13 protein-coding genes and 1 riboswitch are annotated in these 22,992 nt (G+C 66.3%); of the genes, 9 read left to right on the forward strand and 4 right to left on the reverse strand.

Annotated features, from left to right (window positions below; genetic code table 11):
• Positions 1 to 249: 249 nt before the first annotated feature.
• The 4 genes from V3B64_RS13055 (at position 250) to V3B64_RS13070 (ending at position 11,841) form a co-directional block, all read left to right on the forward strand.
• Positions 250 to 2,046: an autotransporter assembly complex family protein gene (locus tag V3B64_RS13055; protein ID WP_080291770.1), complete on the forward strand. Its 1,797-nt coding sequence runs from the start codon at positions 250 to 252 to the stop codon at positions 2,044 to 2,046.
• Complete coding sequence (locus tag V3B64_RS13060) at positions 2,043 to 5,903, forward strand: translocation/assembly module TamB domain-containing protein (protein ID WP_329914242.1); 3,861 nt, start codon at positions 2,043 to 2,045, stop codon at positions 5,901 to 5,903. The genes V3B64_RS13055 and V3B64_RS13060 overlap by 4 nt, the downstream gene beginning before the upstream one ends.
• A gap of 171 nt (positions 5,904 to 6,074) precedes the next feature.
• Positions 6,075 to 8,222, forward strand: coding sequence for a S46 family peptidase (locus V3B64_RS13065; protein ID WP_329914243.1), 2,148 nt, complete (start codon positions 6,075 to 6,077; stop codon positions 8,220 to 8,222).
• Between the two features lie 172 nt (positions 8,223 to 8,394).
• Positions 8,395 to 11,841, forward strand: coding sequence for a PAS domain-containing hybrid sensor histidine kinase/response regulator (locus V3B64_RS13070; protein ID WP_049399156.1), 3,447 nt, complete (start codon positions 8,395 to 8,397; stop codon positions 11,839 to 11,841).
• A 72-nt stretch (positions 11,842 to 11,913) separates the two neighbouring features.
• Here the strand turns inward: V3B64_RS13070 and V3B64_RS13075 are convergent, their stop codons facing one another.
• The 3 genes from V3B64_RS13075 to acs form a co-directional block, all read right to left on the reverse strand.
• Positions 11,914 to 12,489, reverse strand: coding sequence for a manganese efflux pump MntP family protein (locus V3B64_RS13075; RefSeq protein WP_032128462.1), 576 nt, complete (start codon positions 12,487 to 12,489; stop codon positions 11,914 to 11,916).
• An 88-nt stretch (positions 12,490 to 12,577) separates the two neighbouring features.
• Positions 12,578 to 12,667, reverse strand: a riboswitch (yybP-ykoY riboswitch).
• A 233-nt stretch (positions 12,668 to 12,900) separates the two neighbouring features.
• Positions 12,901 to 13,566, reverse strand: coding sequence for a response regulator transcription factor (locus V3B64_RS13080; protein WP_005420420.1), 666 nt, complete (start codon positions 13,564 to 13,566; stop codon positions 12,901 to 12,903).
• 121 nt (positions 13,567 to 13,687) lie between these two features.
• Positions 13,688 to 15,631 carry an acetate--CoA ligase gene (gene acs / locus V3B64_RS13085; protein WP_032128463.1) on the reverse strand — a complete coding sequence of 648 codons (1,944 nt, stop codon included), beginning with the start codon at positions 15,629 to 15,631 and terminating at the stop codon, positions 13,688 to 13,690.
• Positions 15,632 to 15,876: 245 nt separating this feature from the next.
• Between acs and V3B64_RS13090 the strand changes: the two genes are divergently transcribed.
• A complete protein-coding gene (locus tag V3B64_RS13090) occupies positions 15,877 to 17,304 on the forward strand; it encodes a DcaP family trimeric outer membrane transporter (protein ID WP_121504102.1) in 1,428 nt (475 codons plus the stop codon).
• A gap of 131 nt (positions 17,305 to 17,435) precedes the next feature.
• Positions 17,436 to 19,100, forward strand: coding sequence for an MFS transporter (locus V3B64_RS13095; protein WP_049399160.1), 1,665 nt, complete (start codon positions 17,436 to 17,438; stop codon positions 19,098 to 19,100).
• A 125-nt stretch (positions 19,101 to 19,225) separates the two neighbouring features.
• Here the strand turns inward: V3B64_RS13095 and V3B64_RS13100 are convergent, their stop codons facing one another.
• Positions 19,226 to 19,891 (reverse strand): hypothetical protein, encoded by a 666-nt coding sequence (locus tag V3B64_RS13100; protein ID WP_285301476.1) that lies wholly within the window; start codon positions 19,889 to 19,891, stop codon positions 19,226 to 19,228.
• A 282-nt stretch (positions 19,892 to 20,173) separates the two neighbouring features.
• Between V3B64_RS13100 and V3B64_RS13105 the strand changes: the two genes are divergently transcribed.
• The 3 genes from V3B64_RS13105 to V3B64_RS13115 all read left to right on the forward strand — a co-directional run bounded on the left by V3B64_RS13105 (position 20,174) and on the right by V3B64_RS13115 (position 22,922).
• Positions 20,174 to 20,791, forward strand: coding sequence for a hypothetical protein (locus tag V3B64_RS13105; protein WP_329914244.1), 618 nt, complete (start codon positions 20,174 to 20,176; stop codon positions 20,789 to 20,791).
• A 54-nt stretch (positions 20,792 to 20,845) separates the two neighbouring features.
• On the forward strand, positions 20,846 to 21,385 hold the full coding sequence (locus V3B64_RS13110; RefSeq protein ID WP_329914245.1) for a DUF3304 domain-containing protein: 540 nt from the start codon (positions 20,846 to 20,848) through the stop codon (positions 21,383 to 21,385).
• Between the two features lie 127 nt (positions 21,386 to 21,512).
• Positions 21,513 to 22,922: a coniferyl aldehyde dehydrogenase gene (locus tag V3B64_RS13115; protein WP_329914246.1), complete on the forward strand. Its 1,410-nt coding sequence runs from the start codon at positions 21,513 to 21,515 to the stop codon at positions 22,920 to 22,922.
• Positions 22,923 to 22,992: the final 70 nt, after the last annotated feature.

Here is a 22,992-nt window from a genome sequence, read left to right on the forward strand (position 1 = left end):
GCGGTGGGGCCGGCCGGCGCCGCGGCGCCCCCCCCCCCCCCCCCGGGGGGGGGGGGGCCCCCCCCCCGCCCCCCCCACTACCGGATCACCGCTGGCGGATGTCCATCGGGGTCATTGCCGGCATCGCGCACGATGCCGGCATCCTCGGCTGCGATCACGACGATCGCCACAAAGGCGCGTATTTTGACCGCCACTTAACAACCGATCCCCAATGACGTGATGCATTTCGCATCGTCACCTTCGGTCGGTATGCTGTGCCGCATGCAGCCAAAGAAATACGCCCTGCCGCTGATGGTCCTGTCGCTGGCCGCCACCTCCGTGGCCCACGCGCGCGGCACCATCGACAAGGTGGACATCAAGGGATTGGACAAGGGCGACGACGCCGCAATCATCGAGAACATCCAGGAATCGCTGTCGCTGTACGACACGATCGGCAAGGAACAGGGCGAATCGCGCCTGGAGTACCTGCTGTCACAGGCCGAGCGGCAGACCCGCCAGGCACTGGAACCGTTCGGGTACTACAACCCGGTGATCAAGGTCGAGGCGCCGCGCGAGGACGAGCACGTGCGCGTGCTGATCCATGTCGACAAGGGCACCCCGGTGACCGTCCGCCGCGAGCACATCGACATCACCGGGCCGGCGATGTACGACCAGTACCTGCAGGACGATCTGGCCGCGTTCAAGCCGCGCAAGGGCCAGCGTTTCGAACATACGCAGTACGAAGCCAGCAAGATTACCGTCACCCGCCGCCTGGCCGAACGTGGCTATTTCGATGCCGACTACACCCAGCGTCAGGTACAGATCACCCGTGCCGACAACGCCGCCGACATCGACCTGACCTGGGACAGCGGCCGTCGCTACAACATGGGACCGGTGCGTTTCGAGCAGGACTACTTCGTCGACAAGCTGTTCGATCCGCTGGTGTACTGGGAACAGGGCAGCTACTTCCACGAGGGCAAGCTGGACCGGCTGCGCGAGTCGCTGACCAAGCTGGACTACTTCAGCGTGATCGACATCCAGCCGCGGCCCGACCAGGCCGATGCGAACGGCGAAGTGCCGGTGGATGTGAAGCTGACCCGTGCCAAGCGCACCATCTACACCGCGGGTCTGAGCTACGGCAGCGAAAGTGGCCCGGGTGTGCGCGGTGGCATCGAACGGCGGTGGCTGAACAACCGCGGCCACAAGATGAACACGCAGCTGGACTATGCGCAGAAGCGCAAGAGCCTGGTCACCAGCTACCGCATTCCGGCCTTCAACTGGCTTGATGGCTGGTACACCTTCGCTGCCAGCGCCTACGACGAGCAGACCGACTACATCGACCTGCGCAACTTCAAGCTGATCGCCAGCCGCAGCGGCGAGATCAACGAACACTGGACCGCGATCGCCTCCATCAACGCGCTGCGCGAGCGCTGGCGCTATGCCTCCGGCACCGAATTCACCGACGCGGTCTACAACACGTCGACGCTGGTGTACCCGCAGATGGTCGCCGACTACGTCAACGTCGATGACGAACTGTTCCCGCGCAAGGGCATCAGCGGTACTGCGACGATGCGTGCCGGCGTTGAAGGTGCCGGTTCGGACACCAGCTTCGTGCAGGCCAATGCCGTGCTGCGCTGGTACATCCCGGTGGGCGAAAGCAACCGCCTGATCCTGCGCGGCGAGGGTGGCACCACCTGGACCAGTGATCTGGTGGCGATGCCGCCCAGCCTGCGCTACTTCGCCGGTGGTGACCGCAGCATCCGCGGCTATGCCTATCGCGAGGTGGGCCCGCGGACCCCGGCACCGGACAAGTACGCGCTGGGCGCCAAGAACCTGGTGATCGGCTCGGCCGAGTACGAGCACTATTTCAATGGTGGCCCCTGGGGTGCGGCGGTGTTCGTCGATACCGGCAGCGCCTTCGACAACACCATCGATCTGCACACCGGCGTCGGCTTCGGCGTGCGCTGGAAATCGCCGGTGGGCCCGGTGCGCGTGGATATCGCGCATGGCTTGAACAACCCGGATTCGCAGTTCCAGCTGTACCTCAACATCGGAGCGGACCTGTGAGTACGCCCGCACCCACTCCGAACCCGACCACGCCGCCGCGCGTGCGCTTCTACCGCCGCCGCCGCTTCTGGGCCTGGTCCGGTGTGGGCGTGCTGGGCCTGGTGCTGCTGGCCCTGCTGGCGGTGTACTGGCTGCTGCAGACCGTGGCCGGCCGTGACGTGCTGCTGGCGCAGGTGGTGGCACGGCTGCCGGTGGGCGCCAGCTTCACCTGGGACAAGGTGGACGGCCCGGTGGCCGGTCCGCTGACCCTGTACAACGTCGACTTCCGCTACGACGACATCCATTTCCACGCCGAGCGCGCCCATCTGGAGCCGGACCTGCGCCCGCTGCTGGGCCGCAAGCTGCTGCTGGACAAGCTGGAGCTGACCAACGCGACGTTGAACCTGGCCAAGAGTGACGAGCCGTTCAAGCTGCCGTCGTGGCCCGATTCGCTGCCGCAGATCGAAATGCCGTTGGCGATCCAGGCCGATGCCATCGCCATCGACGGCTTCCGCATCAGCCAGGCCAACGAGCCGGTGATCGACATCAGTCGCGTGCGCGGCGGCATCGAGATCGCCAATGGCGAGTTCCAGGCACACAAACTGGTGGTGGACAGCGACATGGGCAATTTCACCGCCCAGGGTCGTTACATCCCGGCCAAGGACTACGACACCGATGTAACCGTCACCGCGGTGCTGCCGGCGCCGCGTGGCCGCACGGCCGCCACCGTCGGCCTGGTCGCCCGCGGTGACCTGTCGCACATGGAAGTGGCCGTAGCCGGGCGCGCGCCGAAGCCGCTGCACGCGATGCTGGTGTTCGATGGCCGCACCGATCCGAGCTGGAGCGCCAGCATCCGCAGTGACGAGCTGGATCTGGCGCTGCTGTCGCCGGCACTGGCCAGCTCGGCGATCGCGCCACTGGCGCTGGATTTCACGGCCGCTGGCAAGGGTGGCAACGCCAACCTGCGTGGCAAGGTGAAGCAGGGCGATCAGGAACTGGAACTGGCACCGTCGGTGGTGTCGTTGCAGGACCAGGTGCTGAAGGTTTCACCGCTGCTGCTGAAAGGCCTCGGTGGCGAAGCCCGCCTGGAGGGCACCGCCGATTTCAGCCAGGAAGACCAGCAGAAGCTCAACTTCTCGGTGGTCGCACATGACCTGACCTACGTGCCAGCGGCGGACCCGAACACCGCCGGCAGCGCCCCGGTGCCGGTCACCTTGAAGGAAGCACGCTTCGGCCTGGCCGGTACCCTGAAGGCCTGGGCGGCGATCGGCCGCGCCGAGGTCGAGCGCGACGCGCAGAAGGCACAGCTGCACTTCGATGTGCGCGGCAACGATCAGGCCGCGTCGATCCATCAGCTGCAGGCGCAGACCCCGGGTGGCCAGCTGCAGGTGGAAGGCCAGGTGGCGTGGGCACCGCAGCTGGACTGGGATGCCAAGGCCACACTGAAGGACTTCGACCCCGGCTACTTCGTGCCGGGCTGGAATGGCCGCCTGTCCGGCAACCTGGCCTCCAAGGGCCGCCAGCTGCCGCCGCCGGCAAACGCACCGCCGGGTACCGCCGGCACGTTGGAAGCCACGGTCGATCTTCCGTCGCTGAAGGGCGTGCTGCGTCAGCGCAACCTGGACGCGCAGGGCAAGTTCGCGCTGCAGGGCGCGCAGGGCCAGGGTGACCTGAAGCTGTCGCTGGGCAGCAGCCGGGTGACCGCTTCGGGCAAGGTCGGTGACCGCCTCGACATCGATGCGCGTTTCGAACCGCTGCAGCTGAGTGACCTGCTGCCGGGCGCCGATGGCGGCCTGCGTGGCCAGGTACAGGTGAAGGGCCCGCGCGATGCGCCGGACATCACCGCCGACCTGGTCGGCAACAACCTCAACTGGGACGGCTACGGCGCCGAGAGCGTGAGCATCAAGGGCCACCTGCCGTGGCGCGGCGACAGCGGCACGCTGGCGATCCAGGGCCAGCAGGTCAATGCCGGCATGCTGCTGGAACGCTTGAACGTGGATGCGCAGGGCAGTGTCTCCAACCTGCGCCTGGCCGCGCAGACCCGCAACGAGATGGGCGCGATCGAGCTGCAGGGCAGCGTGCGCCAGCAGGGCGCGCAGTGGCGCGGCGAGCTGGCCGCGCTGCGCATCGCACCGGTGAAGGGCGATGCCTGGTCGCTGCGTGCGCCGGCGGCGTTCGCGATCAACGGCAGCAACTACACGCTGGGCGAAGCCTGCCTGGCCGCTGCCAGCAGCGGCACACTGTGCGCACAGGCCAACTGGCCGCGCGAGGGCCTGGTGGTGCGCAGTGATGCGCTGCCACTGGCGCTGGTGCAGCCGTGGTTGCCGCCGCAGTCCGGCCGTCGCATCTACCTGCGTGGCGATGTCAGCCTGGATGCGCAGATCCGCCCGCGCGGCAACGCCTGGGAAGGCCATGTGGAAGTGCGCTCGAAGGAAGGCGGCGTGCGCCTGGGTGAGAACCGCAATGCCGTGGGGGACACCACCCGTGGCGAGCTGGTGCGCTACGACCAGTTCTCGCTCAAGCTCGACATGACCCCGGCCAGCATCAAGGGCTACCTGGGCATGGGCTTCCAGGGCAACGGCTTCGTCGATGCCAGGATGCAGACCGGTTGGGAAGCCAGCGCGCCGTTGAACGGCGAGCTCTATCTCAACATGTCGCGGCTGTACTGGCTGGAGCTGTTCTCGCCGGACATCGTGCGACCGACCGGCCTGATCGAAGGCCACGTCAGCCTGCGCGGTACGCGTGGCCAGCCGTCGCTGGGCGGTGACGCGCAGCTGAGCAACTTCAAGGGTGAATTCCCGGCGCTGGGCCTGACCTTCGACCAGGGCAAGGGCAGCTTCGTGGCCCAGCCCGATGGTTCGGCCAAGATCACCGCGCAGGCCAACTCCGGCCAGGGCACGCTGTACGTGGATGGTGGCCTGTCGTGGTTCGGCGATGCACAGCCGCTGCAGTTGAAGATCCACGGCGACAACGTGCTGCTGTCCAACACCAGCGAGCTGCGCATCGTCGCCAATCCCAACCTCGACTTCACCCTGGCCAAGGCCGCGATGGAGCTGCGTGGCACCGTGCACGTGCCCGAGGCCGACATCGATCTGGAGCGCCTGGACCGCGGCACCTCGGTGTCCGAAGACGTGGTGGTGCTCGACCCGGCCGATCCGGAAGAGTCGCGTACCTCGCCGCTGGACATGGAGCTGACCGTCAGCCTCGGTGACAAGGTGAAGATGACCGGCTTCGGCCTGAAGGGCGCGCTGACCGGCAAGATGCAGGTCTGGGCCAAGCCTGGCCGCGAGATGACCGCCAATGGTGGGCTGGAAGTGAGTGGCCGCTACAAGGCGTACGGGCAGGACCTGACCATCACCCGCGGCAACCTCACCTGGAACTACAACGCGGTGTCCGACCCGCGCATCAACATCCGTGCCGAGCGCCGGATCGGTGATGTCACTGCTGGTATCGACGTGACCGGGCGTGCGCAGCAGCCGCGTGCGGACGTGTGGTCTGACCCGGCGATGTCGCAGTCCGAAGCCCTGGCTTATCTGGTGCTGGGACGCAGCCTGACCGGCGCCAGCAGCGACCAGACGCAGCAGGTCAATGCGGCCTCGGCGGCATTGTCGGCCGGCAGCGGCCTGCTGGCCTCGCAGCTGGGTGCCAAGCTGGGCCTGGACGATGCCGGCGTGAGCCAGTCGCGCGCGCTGGGTGGCTCGGTGATCGGCGTCGGCAAGTACATCTCGCCCAAGCTGTACGTCGGTTACGGCGTGTCGCTGGTCGGTGCCGGTTCGGTGATCACGCTGAAGTACCTGCTGCGTCGCGGCTTCGACGTGGAAGTGGAATCGAGCACGGTGGAAAACCGCGGTTCGATCAACTGGCGACGGGAGAAGTAACGATGCGGTAGTGCCGGCTGCTGGCCGGCAACTGCACCGTATCTCCCGAGTTGCGTGGGTTGCCGGCCAGCGGCCGGCACTACCGTGCACGACGCCCCCAACCATCGGCCGTTGCCCCATCCGCCCCCAGCGGCTATGGTCCCGGGCTGTTCTGTCGTACCGGATTGCCCCATGTCACCACGCAAAGCCCTTCCCACTGCCCTGGCCCTGGGCCTGACCCTCGCCGCCGGCGCCCACGCCGATGAAGGCATGTGGATGCCGACCCAGCTGCCGGAGCTGGCCAAGCCGCTGCAGGCCGCAGGCTTCAAGGGCAATCCGGCCGACCTGGCCAATGTCACCGCACCGCCGCTGAGCGCGGTGGTGCGTGCCGGTGGCGGCACCGGCTCGTTCGTATCGTCGGACGGCCTGCTGCTGACCAACCACCACGTGGCGATGGGCGTGATCCAGTACAACAGCTCGCCCGAGCACGACCTGATCAATGGTGGCTTCATCGCCAGGGACCGCGCCGACGAGCACCCGGCCAACCCGGACTTCCGCGTGCTGGTCACCGTCGGCTTCGACAAGGTGACCGACCAGGTGCTGGCGCAGGCGCGTGGCAAGACCGGCCGTGCCTACTTCGATGCCGTGGATGCGGCCAGCAAGCAGATCGTGGCCGAGTGCGAGAAGGACGGCAGCGTGCGCTGCTCGGTGGCCAACATGTACTACGGCACCGATTTCTACCGCATTGCCCAGCTGGAGCTGAGCGACGTGCGCCTGGTGTATGCGCCGCCGCGTGCGATCGGCAACTACGGCGATGAGATCGACAACTTCATGTGGCCGCGCCACACCGGCGACTTCACCCTGCTGCGCGCCTATGTCGGCAAGGACGGCAAGCCGGCCGCGTACAGCAAGGACAACGTGCCCTACCAGGCGCCGGCGCACCTGCAGATGTCGGTGGAAGGTCCGAAGGAAGGTGACTACGCGATGCTGGCCGGTTACCCGGGCATCACCTATCGCCACCGTACCGCGGCCGAATTCGCTGGCCAGATCGATACCGTGCTGCCGCGCCGCGTATCGGTGTTCCAGCAGATGATCGACACCATCGAGGCCGCCAGCGCCAAGGACGCGCAGGCGCGCACCCGCTACGCCTCACAGCTGCAGTCGCTGAAGAACAACCGCAAGCGCGCCGCCGGTGAGCTGGAAGGCCTGTTGCGCAGCGACGCCAAGGCCCAGCGTGCCGCCGACGAGACGGCGATGCTGGCTGCCACCGACCGCAAGTACCAGGGCGACATCAAGGCGCTGCTGACCAACCTGTCGCAGGGTGCGGCGGTGGGCGAGCGTGACCTGCTGCTGGACCAGATGGCCGCACAGAGCCAGCTGCTGCGCTCGGCGCTGCTGCTGGAACGCCTGCGCATCGAATCGGCCAAGCCGGACGCGCAGCGCGAGAGCGGCTACCAGCAGCGCGACCAGGCGATGATCGAAGGCGTGCTCAAGCAGGTTCAGCGCCGCTACGCGCCGGAGGTCGAGAAGGCGCTGCTGACCACCCTGCTGACCCGTTACCAGCAGCTGCCGGACGCGCAGCGCGTGGCCGAGTTCGACACCGCCTTCGGCCGTACCCCGGAGCAGCTGGCGAAGGCACTGGACACCCTGTACGCCGGCACCCAGCTGGGTGAGGAGGCACAGCGCCTGTCCCGTTTCGCTGCTGCGCGCGAAGGCAAGGCGCTGGCTGCCGATCCGCTGATCACCGTGGCCGCCCCGCTGGTGGCCACGCAGCTGCGCATCGAGAACGAAAGCAAGACCCGCGAAGGCGAGCAGCTGCGCCTGCGCCCGGCCTACATGCAGGCGCTGTTCGCCTGGCGTGCCAAGCAGGGCCGCGCGGTGTACCCGGATGCCAACCGTACCCTGCGAATCAGCTACGGCAAGGTCGAGGCGCTGCATCCGCGCGACGGCGTGACCTACTCGCCGGTGACCACCGTGGCCGGCATCGTCGAGAAGAACACCAACGCCTATCCGTTCGATGCCCCCAAGCCGCTGCTGGCGGCGATCGCCAAGGGTGACTTCGGCAGCACCGCCGACCCGGCGCTGAAGACCCAGACGGTCAACTTCCTGACCAACCTGGATACCACCGGCGGCAACTCCGGCTCGCCGGTGCTCAACGCCAAGGGCGAACTGATCGGCCTGAACTTCGACAGCAACTGGGAATCGGTCAGCGCCAGCTGGTGGTTCGACCCGCGCTACAAGCGCGCCGTGCACGTGGACATGCGCTACCTGCGCTGGCTGCTGGCCAAGGTCTACCCGGCGCCGGAACTGCTGAAGGAAATGGGCGTGCCGGCGGAATAAGGCCGGTTCCTGGTGGGTGCGCACCTCCTTTGGTGGGTGCCCACCGTTGGTGGGCATGGATGCCTCCGTCACGACCAACGGTCGTGACCCACCGCCATGACCCACCGCCGTGACCTACCCTCACGACCAACGGTCGTGATCTACTGGCCCCTGTCCTGACGGAAACGCGCGCGTGGTCTCCAGCTGGATCCTGCTGCTGGTCTCGGTTGCCTATGCCGCGCTGCTGTTCGGCGTGGCGTGGTGGGGTGACCGTCGGCCGATGTACCCCGACCGGCCGTGGCTGCGGCCGGTGGTCTACAGCCTGGCGCTGGCCGTGTACTGCTCGTCGTGGACGTTCTACGGTGCGGTCGGCACCGCCGTGCGCAACGGCGTGGGCTACCTGCCGATCTACATCGGCCCGCTGCTGCTGCTGTTGTTCGGCTGGCGCATCATCGAGCGCCTGGCGCTGATCGCACGCAGCCAGAACGTGGTGTCCATCGCCGACTTCATTTCCTCGCGCTTCGGTCGCTCGCGGCGGCTGGCGGCGCTGGTGGCGATCATCGCGCTGATCGGCATCATTCCGTACCTGGCCCTGCAGTACAAAGCAGTGGCGATGAGCCTGCAGGTACTGACCGGCAACACCGGCCCGACCGGCTTCTTCACCGATCCCGCGCTGTACGTGGCGCTGCTGATGGCATTGTTCGCCACCCTGTTCGGTACCCGCCAGGTCGATGCCACCGAACACCATCACGGCATGATGCTGGCGATCGCCTTCGAATCGGTGATCAAGCTGTTGGCGATGCTGGCCGTGGGCGTGTTCGCCTACCTGTGGCTGAGCAACCGCACCGACGCGGTGGTCGAATCGGTGCATACGCTGTTCACCGGCCTGCCGCCGGTGGGCTTCATCTCGCAGACCCTGCTCAGCTTCCTCGCCATCATCTGCCTGCCGCGCCAGTTCCACGTGGCCGTGGTCGAGTGCGGCGATGTGCGCGATGTGCGCCGCGCGCGCTGGATGTTCGGCGGCTACCTGGTGCTGATCTCGGGCATGGTGCTGCCGATCGCCACCGCCGGCGTGACCCTGTTCGGCACCGGTGGCAGCGTCGCCGACGACTCGATGGTGCTGGCCCTGCCGCTGGCCGAGGGCCGCAACGCGCTGGCGCTGATCGCCTATGTGGGCGGCTTCTCGGCGGCCACCGGCATGGTGATCGTGTCGTCCATCGCGCTGGCCACCATGGTCAGCAACGATCTGGTGATGCCGGTGCTGCTGCGCCGGAGCGGTGACCACCAGGAGGCCGCCGACGTCGCCTCGCGCGTGCTGTGGATCCGCCGCCTGGCGATCCTGCTGCTGGCGCTGATGGCCTACAGCTACTACCGCACCAGCAGCAACGACAGCACGCTGGCCTCGTATGGCCTGATGGCGTTCGCAGCGGTGGCGCAGTTTGCGCCGGGCCTGATCGGCGGCCTGTACTGGCGCGGTGCCAGCCGGCGCGGCGTCGAGGTGGGCATGCTGCTCGGCTTTGCCACCTGGCTGTACACCCTGCTGCTGCCGGCGATGACGATGGCCGGCTGGGTCGATGCTGGCTGGGTGCAGCACGGCCCGTTCGGCATCGAGTGGCTGCGCCCGCAGCAGCTGTTCGGCATGACCGGCTGGGACCCGCTGACCCACGGCACGTTCTGGTCGCTGCTGGTCAACGCGGCGACGATGATGTTGGTGTCGGCGCGCTGGCGCCCCGGTGTGGACGAACGGCTGCGCGCCGCGCCGTTCCTCGACCCGTATGCGGAACGCCCGTCGGTGGCCGGTGGCTGGCCTGGTCACGTGCACGTGGGTGACCTGCTGGCACTGGCCTCGCGCGTGGTTGGCGAGCGCCATGCGCGACGTTCGTTCTTCGAACAGGCGCAGTCACTGGGCCGTGAGCTGCAATCCTCGGCACCTGCCGACCGTCCGTGGGTGCAGTTCACCGAGCGCCTGCTGGCCGCCTCGATCGGTGCGGCATCGGCGCGCCTGCTGCTGACCAGCCTGCTGCGTGGCTCGGGCATGGACCTGGGCGAAGTGGTGGCGGTGCTGGACGAAGCGGGGCAGGAGCTGCGCTTCAACCGCGAGATCCTGTCGACCACGCTGGAGAACATCAGCGCCGGGGTCAGCGTGGTCGATCCGGACATGCGGCTGACCGCATGGAATCGCCGCTACCAGGACATGTTCGGCTACCCCGACGGCATGCTCTACGTGGGCCGCCCGGTGGCCGACCTGATCCGCTACAACGCCGAGCGCGGCGAGCTGGGCGAGGGCGATATCGAAGTGCAGATCAACCGCCGCATCGGCTACATGCGCGCCGGTTCACCGCACGTGTTCGAGCGCACCCGCAGCGATGGCAAGGTGATCGAGATGCGTGGCCAGGCGCTGCCGGGTGGTGGCTACGTGACCAGCTACAACGACATCACCGACTACAAGCATGCGGAAAAGGCACTGTTGGAGGCCAACGAGACGCTGGAACAGCGCGTGGCCGAGCGCTCGCATGAGGCCGAGGTCGCGCAGCAGTCGAAGACCCGTTTCCTGGCGGCGATCAGCCATGACGTGCTGCAGCCGTTGAACGCAGCGCGCCTGTTCGCTTCGGCACTGCGCGACAGTGATCACGTGAGTGACGAGCAGAAGCATCTGGCCGAGCGTGTGGACGCTTCGTTGCGTGCGGCCGAAGAGCTGCTCGATGGCCTGCTGGATGTGTCGCGGCTGGATGCCGGCGGCCTGCATCCGGTGATCGGCGAGTTCGACGTGAGCGCGTTGATGCGTGAGCTGGCCGCGCAGTACACCCCGGTCGCGGCTGGCCGCGGCCTGCGCCTGGACCTGTTCGCACGCCCTGCGTGGGTGCGCAGTGACCGCCGCCTGCTGCGCCGCGTGCTGCAGAACTTCCTGGCCAATGCGTTGCGCTACACCCGCCAGGGTCGCATCGTGCTGGCCGTGCGCCAGCGCGGCGATGAAGTGGAACTGCAGGTGTGGGATACCGGCCCCGGCATTCCCGAGCACCATATGCGTCAGATCTTCGACGAGTTCCACCGCTACCAGCAACCATTCGACTGGGGCGAACAGGGCCTGGGCCTGGGCCTGTCGATCTGCCAGCGCATCTCGCGCCTGCTCGACCATCGGTTGAACGCACGCAGCCGGGTCGGCAAGGGCTCGATGTTCTCGATCATCCTGCCGCGGGTGGCACCGCTGCCGGGCTACACCGAGCTGGCCACACCCGCACAGACCGTCGCCGCGCCAGTACGCAGCGATTCGCTGGCGGGCCTGCGCGTGCTGTGCGTGGACAACGACGAGGAGATCCTTGATGGCATGCGCGCGCTGCTGGGCCGTTGGCAGGTGCAGGTGATCACTGCGGCCACCGTCGACCAGGCGCTGGAGAAGATCGCCGAGCACCCACAGGTGATGCTGGTGGATTACCACCTGCACGACCGCATGGACGGCCTGGATGCGCTGGTAGCGCTGCGCGAGGCGGCCGGTTACCCGCTGCCGGGCGCACTGCTGACCGCCGATGGTCGCGACGAGCTGAAGCGGATGGCGCGCGAACGCGGCTACCGCGTGCTGACCAAGCCGATCAAGCCGGCCTCGCTGCGCGCCTTCCTGGGCGCGCTGCGCGATGCGCAGTAGATCCACGCCATGCGTGGATGTGACGTCAGGTAGTGCCGGCCGCTGGCCGGCAACCACGTAATCGCGGAAGCGTTACCCCAGGCCGTGCAGGTGTTCGTACAGGATCGTCGCGCCGATGATCACCAGGATCACGCCGCCGATGATCTCGGCACGCTTGCCGACCATGCTGCCCAGCACGCGGCCGAGCATGATGCCGACGGTGACCATGGTCAGCGTGCACAGGCCGATCACTGCAGCCATCACGCCGATATGCACGTCCATGAAAGCCAGGCCGATACCCACCGCCATCGCGTCGATGCTGGTGGCGAAACCGGTCAGCGCCAGCTTCCAGAACCCGTGGTGCTGCGAGGGGTCTTCGTCTTCGTCGGCACTGTCCGGTCGCAGGCCGTTGTAGATCATGTGGATGCCCAGCGCGCCGAGCAGGCCGAAGGCGATCCAGTGGTCGAAGGCTTCGACGTATTGCAGGGCAGCCCGACCGAGCAGCCAGCCGATGATGGGCGTGATCGCCTCGATGACGCCGAAGATGATGCCGGCACGCAGTGCGTCGCGGAACACCGGCTTGCGCATGGCCGCACCCTTGCCGATTGCAGCGGCGAAGGCATCGGTGGACATGGCAAAGCCGATCAGGAGGATCGAAATGGGGGACATGGGCGGCGGCTGAGGTCGGGCTAGGACGGACGCACGGCCTGCGCTCGCGCCCAACCTGACGTTGCGCGCGCGGGCCGCTGGTCTCGCCAACCATCATGGTTGTCCACGCCACGGCGCACTGGCCGAGTATGTTGACGTGGACGATTCCTGCGTAGGAATCCGGCTACTCCCCAAGGGGACGCGCAGCTTAGCATCGCGATTCACGCGCGGCGCATTTCCAGCGAAACGCGCAGGCAGGGCTGGTTTGTATAGCGATGGCTATATCGAGAGCGCAGCCGTGCCTGGTAGTGCCGGCCGCTGGCCGGCAGGTGCACCATCAAAAGCGTGCCAAGCAAGCTTGGCACCTACCAATGCGGTATCAGATGATGTCGCGCGTTTCAGGCCAATGCCGGCCAGCGGCCGGCACTACCTTCAGTCTTCTTCCGGCGGCAGCACGATGGCGTCGTCGTCGATCGCCAGCTTGCCGGCCATCAGCACGGCCTGGGTGCGGTTGGTCACGCCCAGCTTGCGCAGGATCGCGGTGACGTGGGCCTTGATCGTCGCTTCGGAGACGTTGAGGTCGTAGGCGATCTGCTTGTTCAAGCGGCCGGCGCCCAGCATCTGCAGCACGCGGAACTGCTGCGGGGTCAGCTCACGCAGGCGCTGGCCGACTTCGCGTTCCTCGCTGCCGGTGGGCGGCACGTTGTGCGCTTCCGGCGGTGCCCAGGTCTCACCATCGAGGATGGTGCCCAGTGCGTGGCCGATGGTGTCCGAATCCGCAGACTTCGGAATGAAGCCCAGCGCGCCGTGGTCGAGCGCGCGGCGCATCACCGTGGCTTCTTCGCGCGCGGACACCACGACCACCGGCAGCTGCGGATGCAGCGAGCGCATGTGCACCAGCGCGTTGAAACCCTGCGCACCGGGCATGTTGAGATCCATCAGGACCAGGTCGGCGTCGTTGTGCTGGTCGGCCAGCGCGTACAGCGCTTCCACGCTGTCGGCTTCGAACAGCTGCACGCCGGGGATGACCCGCTGTACCGCCCCACGCAGGGCTTCGCGGAACAGCGGGTGGTCATCGGCAATCAGGAGGGTGGTCATGGGTCGAGCTTATCGATCAGGAAAAAGAGCGACGTGATGGCAGGTGCAGGACGGGTCGGACACGGCCGGGTCCCTCCTCCCGGCCACGTCCCTGGCGCGTCCTGCGCCTGCGGTCACGCCATCAGCGCACCTTGCGCTCGTCCACCAGCGACGCCACCACCGACGGATCGGCCAGGGTCGAGGTGTCGCCAAGCTGGTCCGGTGCGTTCTCGGCGATCTTGCGCAGGATGCGGCGCATGATCTTGCCCGAGCGGGTCTTCGGCAGGCCCGGCGCCCACTGCAGGTGGTCCGGCGTGGCGATCGGGCCGATCTCCTTGCGTACCCAGGCGACCAGTTCCTTCTGCAGCTCGTCGCTCGGAGCCTCTTCGGCCACCAGGGTGACGTAGGCGTAGATGCCCTGGCCCTTCACGTCGTGCGGGAAGCCGACCACGGCCGCTTCGGCCACCTTCGGGTGCGAGACCAGAGCGCTTTCCACTTCGGCGGTGCCGATGCGGTGGCCGGACACGTTGATCACATCGTCCACGCGGCCGGTGATCCAGTAGTAGCCGTCTTCGTCGCGGCGGCAACCGTCGCCGGTGAAGTAGCTGCCCGGGTAGGTGCGGAAATACGTATCGATGAAGCGCTGATGGTCGCCGTACACCGTGCGCATCTGGCCCGGCCAGGAATCACGGATGATCAGGTTGCCCTCGGTCGGGCCGTCCTGGATCTCGCCATCGGCATTGACCAGCGCCGGCTGCACGCCGAAGAAGGGCAGGGTGGCCGAGCCCGGCTTGAGGTCCATCGCGCCGGCCAGCGGCGAGATCAGGATGCCGCCGGTCTCGGTCTGCCACCAGGTATCGACGATCGGGCAGCGGCTGTCGCCGACCACCTCGTAGTACCAGCGCCAGGCTTCCGGATTGATCGGTTCGCCGACGCTGCCGAGCAGGCGCAGCGACGCGCGCGAGGTCTTCTTCACCGGCTCCTCGCCTTCGCGCATCAGTGCGCGGATGGCGGTCGGGGCGGTGTAGAAGATGCTCACCTTGTGCTTGTCGATGACGTTCCAGAAGCGCGAGGTGTCCGGATAGTTCGGCACGCCTTCGAACATCAGCGAGGTCGCGCCGTTGGCCAGCGGGCCGTACACGATGTAGCTGTGGCCGGTGACCCAGCCGACGTCGGCGGTGCACCAGTAGATGTCGTCCTCGCGCAGATCGAACACCGCTTCATGGGTGTAGGCCGCGTACAGCAGGTAGCCGCCGGTGGTGTGCAGCACGCCCTTCGGCTTGCCGGTGGAACCGGAGGTGTAGAGGATGAACAGCGGGTCTTCCGCGTTCATGCGTTCCGGTTCGCAGGTAGCCGGCTGGCTGTCCACCACATCGTGGAACCAGCGATCGCGCGGCGCCTGCATGTCCACCGCGCCACCGGTGTGGCGCACTACCAGCACGGTTTCAACCGTGTTCGTGCCGGGCAGCTTCAGCGCTGCATCGACGTTGGCCTTCAGCGGAATCTTCCGACCACCGCGCAGACCCTCGTCTGCGGTGATGATCAGCTTGCTCTGGCAGTCGCTGACGCGGTCGGCGATCGAGTTCGGTGCGAAGCCACCGAACACCACCGAGTGGATCGCACCGATGCGTGCGCAGGCCAGCATGGCCACGGCGGCGTCGACGATCATCGGCAGGTAGATGGTGACCCGGTCGCCCTTCTTGACCCCGAGGTTGCGCAGCGCATTGCCGAGGCGGCAGGTGCGCTCGTACAGCTCGCGATAGGTCACGTGCTGCGCCGGTGCATCCGGGCCATCCGGCTCGAACAGCAGGGCGGTCTTGTCGCCACGCTTCTCCAGCTGGCGGTCCAGGCAGTTCACACTGGCATTGAGCTCGCCATCTTCGAACCACTTGATGTGGAAATCGGACAGGTCGTAGCTGACGTTCTTGATCTTCGTCGGCTTGCGCATCCACTCCAGGCGCTCGGCGGCCTTGCCCCAGAAACCATCCGGGTCGGTCACCGAAGCCTGGTACTGCTGTTCGTACGACGTCTTGTCGATGCGTGCCTTGGCGGCGAACTGCGGATCGACGGGGTAGATATCAGCCATGGCACCCTCACTTGCACGTTGACTTTGTATGTGCGGTCGCAGCATCGCAGCGACCGATCCCCTTCAGTTTGCCCCATCCACCCCCGGCCGCGTCACCACTCTGGTTAGACCATGGTCGAAAGTGAGCGCCCAGCAGGGCCGGGTTCGACCAATGGCGAATAGCCGCTGTGCGTGAACGCCCCGCAGTCTCGGCTCGACCGTGCCCCACGCGCGGCATCACCTTGCCACTTGGGAGAGAGGGCAACATGAGCCACCGTACGTTGAAAGCCGTGCGCAAACCTTTGGCGGCCTGCCTGTTGGTCGCCCTGGTCGCACCGGGCATGGCGTTCGCTGAGACCGCCAAAGAAAAAGCGCTGGAAGCACGCGTTGCCGAACTGGAACGCCAGGTCCAGCTGCTGCTGTCTTCGCAGCAACAACAACAGACCCAGATCAGCCAGACCCAGCAGGCGGTGACCGAAGTCCGCACGGTGCAGGCCGAGCAGAAGCCGGTCGCCTCGGTGCCGGCGGGCAAGCAGCCGATCCAGGTCACCACCATCACCCCGGGCGCCGCACCGGGTACCACGGTCAAGATCGGCGGCTTCATCAAGGCCGATTTCCTCGCCACCCAGACCAGCGATGGCCAGCTGGCCGACGACGCCACCGGCCGCTCGCTGTACCTGCCAGGCCAGACCCCGGTGGAAGGCGCCGGCGGCAGCGGCAGGCGCTCGGGCACCGATTTCAACGCCCACGCCAAGTTCTCGCGCTTCAACCTGGGCATCGACAACGTGAGCGAATCGGGCAACAAGGCCGGTGCGTTCTTCGAGATGGACTTCTTCGGCAACTCGCTGGGCAACCAGACCGCGACCAATACCTACGGTGTGACCCTGCGCCACGCCTACATGTACTGGAACAACTGGATGGCCGGCCAGACCTGGTCCAACTTCATGGACGCGGCCGCACTGCCGGAAGCGGTCGACTTCGTCGGCCCCACCGACGGCGTGATCTTCGTGCGCCAGGCCCAGGTGCGCTACACCCAGGGCGGCTTCAGCGTCGCGCTGGAAAACCCGGAAACCACCACGCTCACCGGTACCCGCAACCCGGTCACCGGCGCCTGGACCAACGCCAGCGCCAACTCCGATCGTGGCAGCCTGCCTGATCTGACCATGCGCTATGGCTGGAAGGGCGACTGGGGCACCTTCGGTGTCGGCGGCATCGTCCGCCAGCTGAAGGTCGACAACCAGGCCACCGGCGCCAAGGCCGACAAGGTGGCCGGCGGCCTGACACTGGGCGGCAAGTGGGTGATGGGCGACAGCGATTCGCTGCACTACCAGCTGACCGGCGGCGAAGGCATCGCCCGCTACATCGGCCTGGGCATCACCGCCGATAGTGCCTACGACGTTGCCCGCGACGAGCTCAACCCGACCGGCGTGCTTGCCGGCTACGTGGGCTGGCGGCATGCGTTCTCGCCGAAGCTGCGCACCAACCTGATCTACGCGCGCAGCGACTACGACAACGACAGCATCCTCGGCCCGCTGGTGACCAAGAGCGTGCAGAGCATCCGCGGCAACATCTTCTACTCGCCGCTGCCCAAGGTCGATATCGGTGCGGAGCTGATGTACGGCCGTCGCGAAGTGGAGAACGGCAACAAGGGTGACATCACCCGGTTGCAGTTCACCACCAAGTACAGCTTCTAAGAGCGTGCCGGCCAGCGGCCGGCACCTACCGAGATAGGGTGCCGACCAGGGTCGGCATCTACCGAATTGTGTGCCGACCAACGGTCGGCACCCACCGACCCAGGTCGGCATCTACAGAGGGAACACGTCCCATGTCCAGCACTGCATCCAGCCCGCACAATGCGGCGGGCACCCTGACCAAGGGCCACAAGAAGGTCATCTTCGCCTCGAGCCTCGGTACGGTCTTCGAGTGGTATGACTTCTTCCTGTACGGCTCACTCGCCGCCATCATCGCCAAGCAGTTCTTCAGTGGTGTCAATGAAACCACGGGCATGATCTTCGCCCTGCTGGCCTTCGCCGCCGGCTTCTTCGTGCGTCCGTTCGGTGCGGCCTTCTTCGGCAGCCTCGGCGATCGCATCGGCCGCAAGTACACCTTCCTGGTCACCATCCTGATCATGGGCATCTCGACCTTCCTGGTCGGCGTGCTGCCCAACTACGCTTCGATCGGTTTCGCCGCACCGGTGATCCTGATCATCCTGCGCCTGGCCCAGGGCCTGGCGATGGGCGGCGAGTACGGCGGTGCCGCCACCTACGTGGCCGAGCATGCGCCGGACGACAAGCGCGGCCTGTACACCAGCTTCATCCAGTGCACGGCCACGCTCGGCCTGTTCATGTCGCTGCTGATCATCCTGGCCTGCCGCTACTTCCTCGGCAACGAAGCCTTCGAAGCCTGGGGCTGGCGTATTCCGTTCCTGGTCTCGATCCTGCTGCTGGGTGTGTCCGTGTGGATCCGCCTGCAGCTGAGTGAGTCGCCGCTGTTCCAGCAGATGAAGTCCGAGGGCAAGGGTTCCAAGACGCCGTTCCGTGACAGCCTGAAGGGCGGCAACCTGAAGCTGATGCTGCTGGTCCTGCTGGGTGCTGCGGCCGGTCAGGCGGTGGTGTGGTACGGCGGCCAGTTCTACGCGCTGTTCTTCCTCAGCAGCATGCTGAAGGTCGATGCCACCACTTCCTACCTGCTGATCGCCGCCGCGCTGGCGCTGGGCGTGCCGTTCTTCATCTTCTTCGGCTGGCTGTCCGATCGCATCGGCCGCAAGAAGATCATCCTGGCCGGCTGCCTGCTGGCGGCTGTTACCTACATCCCGATCTTCAAGGGCCTGACCCACTTCGCCAATCCGGCCATCGAAGAAGCCCGCAGCAGCTCGCCGGCCCTGGTCGTGGCCGATCCGGCCACCTGCTCGTTCCAGTTCGATCCGGTCGGCCTGCGCAAGTTCACCAGCTCCTGCGACGTGGCCACCGCCGCGCTGACCAAGGCCGGTGTGCCGTATGACGTGCAGCCCGCCGCCGCCGGTTCGCTGGCGATGGTGAACGTGGGCAGTGCCAGCGTCACTTCGTATGAAGCCGCTGGCCTGACCAAGGAAGACGGCAAGGCCAAGGCTGATGCCTTCGGTGCGGAGCTGAAGACCGCCCTGACCACCGCTGGTTACCCGGCCAAGGCCGATGGCGCACGCATCAACATCGCCGGCACGATCTTCATGCTGTGGCTGCTGGTGCTGTACGTGACCATGGTCTACGGCCCGATCGCCGCCTACCTGGTCGAACTGTTCCCGACCCGCATCCGCTACACCTCGATGTCGCTGCCGTACCACATCGGCAACGGCTGGTTCGGTGGCTTCCTGCCGGCTATCTCGTTCGCGCTGGTGGCCGGTACCGGCAACCTGTACTACGGCCTGTGGTACCCCATCATCATCGCGCTGATGTCGGTGGTGATCGGTGGCCTGTTCCTGCGCGAGACCAAGGACGTGGATATCACCAAGTAGGAATGATGTTCATCGGATGAAGGAGAGGCCGCGGTGCAGACCGCGGCCTTTCTGTTTATGTGCCGGCGATCGGAGTCGGATCCCTTTCGCATGCGAAAGGGCTCTGACCCCGACCGCAGGACGTGCTACTCCGGGCATCCATCGCTCTGCTCAAACTGCCGCCTTGAAAACGCTTCGATGCAGAACCGACGCTGCGCGCTCTCATCGCCTGCCTGGCGGATCTGCCTGCGCAACTGGTCGGCTTCCGGGCAGCGCGCAGCGCGGGCGACAACGAGGTTGCACACAGGAACAAATGGGAAGTGCACGTCATGGCGTGGAATGTTCAGCTTCTCGTCCCAGGCCGCGAACGGAAAGAGCACATGTAACAACCCATCTGCAGCCTCGTCTTCGCTCGGTCGCGTGAGGGCGACATCCGGTGCATCCCTGAGCAAGGTGGCATAGGCTTCCAGAAAGCGACGGCCCCGACTATCGTGCTCTGCAGGTGTCTTCGCCTGCCGCAATGCTGTGTAATACGGGAAGAGGCTGTCTACATCGGGTCCGCTGCAGATCACGCCGGACGACCGTGAGCTGTCATTGACAGGGGTCTGTACACGGCAGGTCGAACGCTCAAGCCTCTCTGCAAGCGCCTCGAGCACCCTGCCAATACTGGCACCGTGTGAGGCATCGCCCTCGAGCTCGCCGACGACGGCGGCCAGGGTGTCGCCCAGCAATGGGATGTGTTCGTGCTCGGCGTTCAGGTCGATTGCCGCGACATCAATGGACTGCTCGCTGGCATCGGAAACTCCGGGCATGAGAAGACATCCGGTCAGAAATGCAAATACGCGTCGCATCTACGCATGCTATTGGAGGTGGGACACCACCTTCAGCACGCTGACGTCGTGAAGCAATGAAACAAGTACGAATCTACATATCAGCCCAGTACTCAATCGTACCGGTGCGAGGTGACGTATCCAGCCACACGGAACACTGGAGCTTCTAGCAAGAACTGCCAACTTATGACGCAAATGGCCCGAATTCCCTTTGTTCGCCAGTGCGTCCCATAGCATGGGTGATTCATCGAATCGGATCGGGGCATGCGCAGCGTACTTCTGGCAGCGATCATCACTGTCTCAGCGTCATCGCCCGACGCAGAAACGCATGTAGCTGCCGACGGTGCGGCACCGCAGGGAAGCCTGCGAGTCGAGGAAAGATCGCCCGTGATCAAACAACTATGCAAGACAGAGAAGGTCTGGCTGTCCTGGAACAACGCCGTACCAAACGCAACATTGGTGACCTGCGACTGCGGTTGCACATCGCATGACAACTCAGGATGGCTTGTCGAGGCGCAACCGGAAGTCGGCACCTATCGGGTGCATCGCGTCTCTCTCGGCAAGGTTTTCAGTCCCACGGAGTTCTGTCGGGCTGGTGCGCGGATTCAGGACATCGTCTCGTCGCATCCGTGGTGTCCAGGCGCCAAGCCGAGTATGCCGACGAATGCCGTGTTTGCGACGTTGGTGAAGCAGCCCACGGAATCGGGCGATGAGCCTTACTGCTTTATGCCCCACTTCTTCGTAGGTGATCGGAATGTCCCCCTGAAGAGGATTCCAATGTCGGGCGAACAGTTCTCCGACGCGCCCGCAGCAGAGTCAGCACTGATCGCGCGGGAGGTCGAGATGCTGCGTGACTGGAGACGGGAGTTTGCGCCTGAGTAGGGCATTGGTGCCCTCGGACAAGAAATGAGGGCTATACATCATGGAGTTTCAGTGATGTTTGTTTTGAAGCGCGTGGTACTGGCATTTCTTGCTGGCCCACCTCTGCTCTTATCTGCCTACGCCGTGGATGCCAGTGCGATCTATGGCGTCAACCACACTCATTGGGCGATCAACCGGTTCAGTGTCGATGGCCGTTCAGCCGTTGACATCATTGGGCCGTACCAAGGTGGCGGTGGAGGGTGCTGCTACGGCGCACCAGAGCACTGGTATCCGGGGCTGAAGGTGCGGGTTGACTGGGAAACGGGTGCCGGAAGCTCGGGAGATTTTCCTGGGACAGAGGATTGGTCAAAAGTTCTGGAGTGGGAGAAGAAAATCCTGGCGCAAAAGCGCAGGCACAGTAAAGTCGTCCCCGTCCCGGATTACACCGGCCAGGACGTCTGCGGCATCACCGTGCATTTCCTGCCCTGCGATGAGATTCAGGTCACCACCTCCTGTTACGCCTACGGCAGCCCTGAGTATCCGATCAAGATTCCGCTTGAGTTGCCAGAACCGCCGTCATGCCCGGCAGAGCGTACCGAGCAGCAGAAGGCGTAGTGAGGGACGGGATTGCATGCGAGGGTGAGCGCATGCACGTTGGTGGCGAGGTTCCCGAATGAGACCCCGTGCGAAGGCGTGAAGGTTGGCATGCGAGTCGAGCACGGCTCGACTTTACAATCGGCCCATGACCACCACCACGCCGACCGACCTGCCCGCCATCCTGCACACCCTGCGCAGTGCCTGGCGGTCGCAGCGCCCTTCGCTCGACCAGCGCGAAGCCGACCTGCGCCGCCTGCGCGAGGCGCTGAAGCTGCGCCTGGACGAAATGGCCCAAGCCATCGCCGAGGACTTCGGCCACCGTGCCCACACCGAATCGAAGCTGGCCGACGGCATGAGCGTGCTGTCGGCCATCGACCACCTGCGCCGTCACCTGCGCTGCTGGTCGAAGCCGCAGCGCGTCGGTGCCGGCTGGCGGCTGTGGCCGGCGCGCGCGCAGCTGCGGCCGACGCCGCTGGGCGTGGTCGGGGTGATCTCGCCCTGGAACTACCCGGTCACGCTGGCACTGGTACCGCTGGCAACGGCCATTGCCGCGGGCAACCATGTGCTGCTGAAACCCTCCGAGCACACGCCGCGCACCAGCGCGTTCCTGGCTGATCTGCTGGCCAGCGTGTTCCCGCCCGATCGGGTGGCGGTGGTGCAGGGTGGGGCGGATGTGGCGGCGGCGGTGTCGTCGCTGCCGCTGGACCATCTGCTGTTCACCGGCTCGACGGCCGTTGGCCGCAAGGTGATGGCCGCCGCCGCCGAGCATCTGGTGCCGGTCACGCTGGAACTGGGCGGCAAGTCGCCGGCCATCGTCTGCCGCGATTTCCCGCTGGACAAAGCCGCAGCGCGGCTGGCCACCGGCAAGTGGTTCAACGCCGGGCAGACCTGCATCGCGCCGGATTACGTGCTGATCGATACCGCGCGCCAGCGCGAGTTCGTGCAGGCGCTGCAGCAGCAGGTACGCGAACGCTACGGCGACTTCAGCGATGCCGACGATTACACGCGCATCATCAACGAAGGCCAGTACCGGCGCCTGCAGGGTTATCTGGCGCAGGCGCGCGAACGCGGTGTGCCGGTAATTCCGTTGGCGCAGGTGGATGATGCGCGCGCCGACCGCGAGCGCCTGCTGGTGCCGACCGTGGTGCTGGACCCGCCGGACGACCTGGAGCTGATGCGCGAGGAGATCTTCGGGCCGATCCTGCCGGTGCGGGCGTACCCGGATCTGGATGCGGCGCTGGCCGACGTGCTGTCGCGCGACCGGCCGCTGGCGCTGTATCCCTTCAGCCATGACCGGGCCACGGTGGAGCGCATCCTCGGCCAGGTGGTGGCCGGCGGGGTGACGGTGAATGACACGCTGCTGCACTTCGCCGCCGATGGCCTGCCGTTTGGCGGGGTGGGGGCCAGCGGCATGGGCGCGTACCACGGCCGGGCCGGGTTCGATGCCATGAGCAAGCGGCTGCCGGTGCTGTGGCAGTCGCGCTGGGCTGCCAGTGACCGGCTGCGGCCGCCGTATTCGAAGATTGCGGGGTTGTTGAAGCTGCTGCTTCGGTAGTGGCGGGGGGGGGGGGGGCCGCCCCGGGGGGGGGGCGGGGGGGGGGGAGGGGGGGGTGGAGGGGCGCCAC

Origin of the sequence: Stenotrophomonas sp. SMYL86 (genome assembly GCF_036320025.1) — a bacterium.
Lineage (GTDB): Bacteria > Pseudomonadota > Gammaproteobacteria > Xanthomonadales > Xanthomonadaceae > Stenotrophomonas > Stenotrophomonas maltophilia_A.